Annotated in this window: 6 protein-coding genes; 3 read left to right on the top strand and 3 right to left on the bottom strand. The window is 69.5% G+C overall.

Annotated features, from left to right (window positions below):
• The 3 genes from D588_RS0112290 to D588_RS0112280 form a co-directional block, all read right to left on the bottom strand.
• Nucleotides 1-767, bottom strand: a 767-nt coding sequence (locus D588_RS0112290; protein ID WP_017916200.1) for a hypothetical protein, incomplete at its 3' end; no start/stop codon positions are given.
• Nucleotides 768-772: 5 nt separating this feature from the next.
• The gene (locus tag D588_RS0112285; protein ID WP_017916199.1) at nucleotides 773-1,438 is read right to left on the bottom strand and encodes an acetyltransferase; all 666 of its coding nucleotides are present in this window, start codon (nucleotides 1,436-1,438) and stop codon (nucleotides 773-775) included.
• Nucleotides 1,439-1,442: 4 nt separating this feature from the next.
• Nucleotides 1,443-1,859: an FdtA/QdtA family cupin domain-containing protein gene (locus D588_RS0112280; protein ID WP_017909879.1), complete on the bottom strand. Its 417-nt coding sequence runs from the start codon at nucleotides 1,857-1,859 to the stop codon at nucleotides 1,443-1,445.
• A gap of 276 nt (nucleotides 1,860-2,135) precedes the next feature.
• On the opposite strand from D588_RS0112280, the gene D588_RS0112270 reads away from it, so the two are divergent.
• The 3 genes from D588_RS0112270 to D588_RS0112260 all read left to right on the top strand — a co-directional run bounded on the left by D588_RS0112270 (nucleotide 2,136) and on the right by D588_RS0112260 (nucleotide 4,497).
• Nucleotides 2,136-2,648 (top strand): cytochrome b/b6 domain-containing protein, encoded by a 513-nt coding sequence (locus tag D588_RS0112270; RefSeq protein WP_017916198.1) that lies wholly within the window; start codon nucleotides 2,136-2,138, stop codon nucleotides 2,646-2,648.
• A 65-nt stretch (nucleotides 2,649-2,713) separates the two neighbouring features.
• Nucleotides 2,714-4,078, top strand: coding sequence for a hypothetical protein (locus tag D588_RS0112265; RefSeq protein WP_017916197.1), 1,365 nt, complete (start codon nucleotides 2,714-2,716; stop codon nucleotides 4,076-4,078).
• Nucleotides 4,079-4,101: 23 nt separating this feature from the next.
• Nucleotides 4,102-4,497, top strand: coding sequence for a c-type cytochrome (locus tag D588_RS0112260; protein ID WP_017916196.1), 396 nt, complete (start codon nucleotides 4,102-4,104; stop codon nucleotides 4,495-4,497).
• The last annotated feature ends 224 nt before the right edge of the window (nucleotides 4,498-4,721 follow it).

Genomic DNA, 4,721 nt, shown 5'->3' with positions numbered 1-4,721 from the left:
TCGCAGCGCTGCCAGTGGCGGCCGTCGTCGCTGACCGCCATGCCCGGCAGATAGGCACCATCGCGGCTGCCGTGGGTGAAGTACATCAGATAGCGGCCATCGTGCCGGTACACCCGCGGGCGGCCGATGCGGTATTCGTCGCCTTGCGGTTGCAGGCAGACGGTGTCCTGCCGCGGGACCGCCTGCAGGTCGTCGGTCTCCACGCAGCGGATGTGGTAGCGCGGATACGGCGTGCCGCCGAGCCATTCCCAGTCGTCGCCCACCGCGTACCAGAGCTGCCAGCGGCCAGCGCGATAGCGCGCCGAATGCACCGCGGCGATGGTGCTGCGGCCCGGCGCGCGGTCCAGCAGCGGCGTGTCCTGGCGGCGCTGGAACGTGTCGCCGCCGTCGGTGGACACGGCCAGGCCGGTGAAGGCCAGGAACTTGGCCTTCGCCACCTGCTGGAAGCCGACGTAGAACATGTAGAGACCGTCCGGCCCGTGCACCACGTCGCCGAGGATCATGCCGTTGTCGTCGAAACAGCCGGCGCGGCCGATGTCCAGTACGGGGGCTGCGCTGACGCCCAGCACCCGGGTCGGATCGTCGGCGCGCACGTCGACGTAGCCGATGCGACTGACGCCGGCGTCGTCGCGAAAGCCGGCGTAGATGCGCAGACGCTCGGCGTCCAGCCGCAGTGGTGTGGGCGTCAGCGCCGAATGCCGCATCCAGCCGCCGACGCCATCGCGTGCGGTATCGAAGACAAGACCACGTTTGTGCCAGGCGAACATGTGCCTCACAGGTCCACGTCGAAGCTGGACTTGCCGGCCACCGCCCGCGCCGGCGCACCGACGTAGATGCGTCCCGGCTCGGTGTCGCGGGTCAGCAGCGCGCCGGCGCCGATCACGTTGTCGGCGGCCACCTTGACCCGGTCGCTCAGCGTGGCGTTGACCCCGACGAAGCTGCCCGCGCCGATCTCGCAGTAGCCGGAAATCACCGCATGCGAGGCCACGAACACGTGGTCATGGATCACCGTGCGGTGGCCGACGTGGTTGCCGCTCCACAGGATGCAGTTGGCGCCGATGCGGGTGAACGGCTGCAGCACGTTGTGCTCGAACACGAAGCAGTGCTCGCCCAGTTCCACGTTGCGCCAGACAAAGGCCTGCGAACTGACGTAGCTGGCCATGCGGTAGCCGCGACGCTTGGCGTCCAGGTAGAAGCGCGTGCGCAACCGGTTGAGGCCGCTGGCGGGAATCGCCACGAACACCTCCACCTGCGACGGCGGATAGCGTTGCTCGAGTTCCTCGTAGGCCACCACCGGCAGGCCGGCCAGGGTCGGCGTGGACAGGTAGTCGCGCTCTACGCTGAAGGCCAGCACGGCGTAGTCGCTGTCGTGGGTGAAGTATTCGCAGGCGATCTGCGCCAGTTCGCCGGCGCCGACGATGACCAGGGGACGTGGCATGGCTTCAGGCCTCCTGGCGGCGCAGGCCCGCGGCTTCGCGCAGGAACTCGTCGTAGTCGAAGATGTAGTCGGTGGGATCGTAGGCCTGGTCGGCGAGCACCATCAGCACGCAGTCTTCGCTGAAGTCGTAGAGATCGCGCCAGACCATGCTGCCGAGCAGCAGGCCCTGCCGCGGATCGTCCAGCACCACCTGCATCGGGCCACTGCCGTCGTCGAGCAGGAACGACACCGAACCGTGCAGTGCCACCGCCAACTGGTTGAGATGGCGGTGCGCGTGCTGGCCGCGGTGCACGCCGTTGCGGGTGGCGAACAGGTAGTACACGCGGCGGATGTCGAAAGGCACGTCGCGCTGTTGTTCCAACGCCACGAGCTGCCCGCGCGCATCGCCGTGCGTCCGCAACTGGATTCGTTCAATTGCCATCAGAGTGCCCGACCGGGCTCCACATCGGAGTGTCCAGGCTGAGTGCCACGGGTCTGCGGAAAGGTTGCGCGAGGCCGACGCGCCGCGCGACGCAACCTTTCGCCGCAGCGCCGGCACCCATCGACGACCACCGCTGCCGCGATGCCCCGCCGGCATCGGGCGGCGCCCCACTTCGTTGCCCCAAGGACACCGCGTACCGCCATGACCTCGCCCACGCCGGCCGCTCCGAAACCACCTGTGTCCCCCGCTGCCGCGTCGGCCGCGTTGCCGCGGCCGATGGTGTGGCTGCACTGGCTCACCGTGCTGTGCCTGGTGCTGGCGGCGGGGCTGATCCTGCTGCGCGAAGAGGTCGAAGGCCGCATGTGGCGGCAGTGGCTGCTGGAAGGCCACCGCCACTTCGGCCTGTTCGTGCTCGGCCTGTTCTGCCTGCGCGTCGCGCTGCGGATGCGCCTGGGCAAGCGCCACGACCCGGAGGCCGGTTCTGCGCTGATGCGCCTGCTGGCCGGCGCCACCCACGTGGTGATGTACGCGCTGCTGCTGACCCTGCCGGTGCTGGGCTGGGCGCTGAGCCAATCGATGGGCAAACCGGTGCATCTGTTCGGCGCGACGCTGCCGGAGCTGGTCGCGCCCGATCCCGATCTCGCCGACACCCTGGGCGCCTGGCACGTGGACGCGGCCTGGCTGCTGCTCGGCCTGATCCTGCTGCATATCGGCGCGGCGCTGTGGCACCACCTCGTCCGCCGCGACGCGGTGCTGCAACGGATGCTGCCGTTCCTGCGCCGCCGCTGAGCCACGTCTCCCTTCCCCGTTTGCGTCCGTCGCCGCCCCCACCCGCCCGCCAAAGGACTTTCCGCATGCACCAGGCCCCGTCGTCCCCCTCCACCTTCTCCCGCAGCGACAGGACGCGCGGCGCCGAGCAGGCGCTGCTGTGGTCGGCGCTCGGTTCGCTGCTGCTGGTGCTGAGCCCGCGCGCGGCCGCGGTGCCGGCATTCGCGCGGCAGACCGGCTCGTCCTGCGCCGACTGCCACATCGGCGCCTACGGCCCGGCGCTGACCCCGTACGGCATGCGCTTCAAGCTCGGCGGCTACACCGACAGCGACGGCAACGGCACCAAGATCCCGGTTTCCGCGCAGCTCACCGCCACCCGCAGCGTGCCGGCGCGCGGCGAGAGCCGCACCCGCTTCAGCGAAGCCGACCTGTACCTGGCCGGACGCATCACCGACAACGTCGGCGGCTACGTCAAGGTCGCCAGGACCAACAACGGCAAGAACGACTACACCACGCGCCTGGACAACGTGGACCTGCGCGCGGTGGTCAAGAGCTTCCAGCTCGGCGGCAAGGACACCCTGCTCGGCGTCAGCGTCAACAACAATCCCGGCAGCCAGGATCCGATCGGCATGCTGCCCAACGCCTCCGGCCTGGGTCCGGCCTCGGCCTATGCCAGTTCGACCACCCTGCTCAACCAGTCGTCGCTGTCCAACCGGGTGATCGGCACCAGCGTCTACGGCCTGTACGACCGCAACTGGTACGGCGAGGTCGGCACCTACACCGCCTTGCCGGTGTCGACCCAGGACGATCTCGGCTACGCCATCGGCGGCGATCCGGGCAAGCTCAGCGACACCGGCTACCTGCGCCTGAGCTACATGAAGGACCTCAAGCGGCAGTTCTTCTCGGCCGGTGTGGTCGCCCTGACCACGCGCCGGCAGCTGCCGCGCAGCACCGGCCCGCGCGACGACTTCACCGATCTCGGCTACGACCTCAACTACCAGTTCCTGGGCACGCGCGAGCACATCCTCAAGCTCGGCTACCTCAACATCTACGAGCGCCGCCGCTACGGCAGCGCACTGATCGACCCGACCAACCCGGCCCTGGCCGGCCCGCGCCGGGCCAGCGTGCGCGACCAGTCGATCAGCCTCAACTACACCTACAAGCAGAGCTACAGCCTGCTGCTGGCGCACTTCATCAACACCGGCTCGGACGATCCATTCCGCTACCGCCCGTACGGCGCGCCGGACACCACCAGCAACCTGATCAGCGCCTCGTGGGCACCGTTCGGCAAGGACGACAGTTACTCGTCGATCTCCAACCTGCGCCTGTCCGCGACCTGGTTCCGTTTCAGCAAGTTCAACGGCAGCACCGGCAACGTGTTCGGGGCCACCCCGGTCACCCGCCCGCGCGACCTCAACCAGTTCGCGCTGAGCCTGAGCCTCGCTTTCTGATTCCCCCGCACGGAGCTTCCCCCATGAAACGCACCCATGCCCTCCCCCTGCGCACCCTGCTGGCCGGCCTGCTGCCGCTGGCCGCCGTGGTGGCGCCGTCCGCCCAGGCCGCCGGCGGCATGCCCGGCGCCGGCGTGTTCGCCAGCGAATGTGCCGAATGCCATAGCGCCGCGCCGGCCAAGAACAAGAAGGGCCCGACCCTGTTCGGCGTGGCCGGGCGCCGCGCCGGCAGCGTGCCGGACTACGCCTATTCCGACGCGATGAAGCAGAGCCAGTGGACCTGGAGCGACGACAAGCTGCGCAGCTACCTCTCGCAACCGGCGTCCAAGGCCCTGCCCGGCGGCAAGATGAAGTACGACGGCCTGGACGATGCCAAGCAGTTGCAGGACCTGATCGCCTACCTGCACAGCCTGCATTGAACTCGCTGCCCGATCCGGTCATATTCGGCGCCCGACGGGCCGGCCAGCGTGCCGCGCCCGTGCCCGATTCCTGACCTGCGAGCATCGAGTCACCGTGCGTTTTTTGCCTGCCGTCCGCGGTGCCTCGTCCCGGCCAGCCGCCGTCGCCCAGCGTTGCAGGACGGGCACCGCGGCCCGGCGGTCAGCGCATCCGTGCGCCGGCGCGGCGCTGGCCCTGGCGCTGG

Origin of the sequence: Xanthomonas sp. SHU 308 (genome assembly GCF_000364645.1) — a bacterium.
In the GTDB taxonomy this organism is placed as follows: Bacteria; Pseudomonadota; Gammaproteobacteria; order Xanthomonadales; family Xanthomonadaceae; genus Xanthomonas_A; species Xanthomonas_A sontii.
This window is presented reverse-complemented; position numbering and strand designations above follow the sequence as displayed.

Bases quoted from the DNA above. Each gene is read 5' to 3' on its own strand.
- D588_RS0112280 (WP_017909879.1), bottom strand. From the start codon at position 1,859: ATGGCAATTGAACGAATCCAGTTGCGGACGCACGGCGATGCGCGCGGG.
- D588_RS0112265 (WP_017916197.1), top strand. From the start codon at position 2,714: ATGCACCAGGCCCCGTCGTCCCCCTCCACCTTCTCCCGCAGCGACAGG.
- D588_RS0112260 (WP_017916196.1), top strand. From the start codon at position 4,102: ATGAAACGCACCCATGCCCTCCCCCTGCGCACCCTGCTGGCCGGCCTG.
- D588_RS0112285 (WP_017916199.1), bottom strand. From the start codon at position 1,438: ATGCCACGTCCCCTGGTCATCGTCGGCGCCGGCGAACTGGCGCAGATC.
- D588_RS0112270 (WP_017916198.1), top strand. From the start codon at position 2,136: ATGGTGTGGCTGCACTGGCTCACCGTGCTGTGCCTGGTGCTGGCGGCG.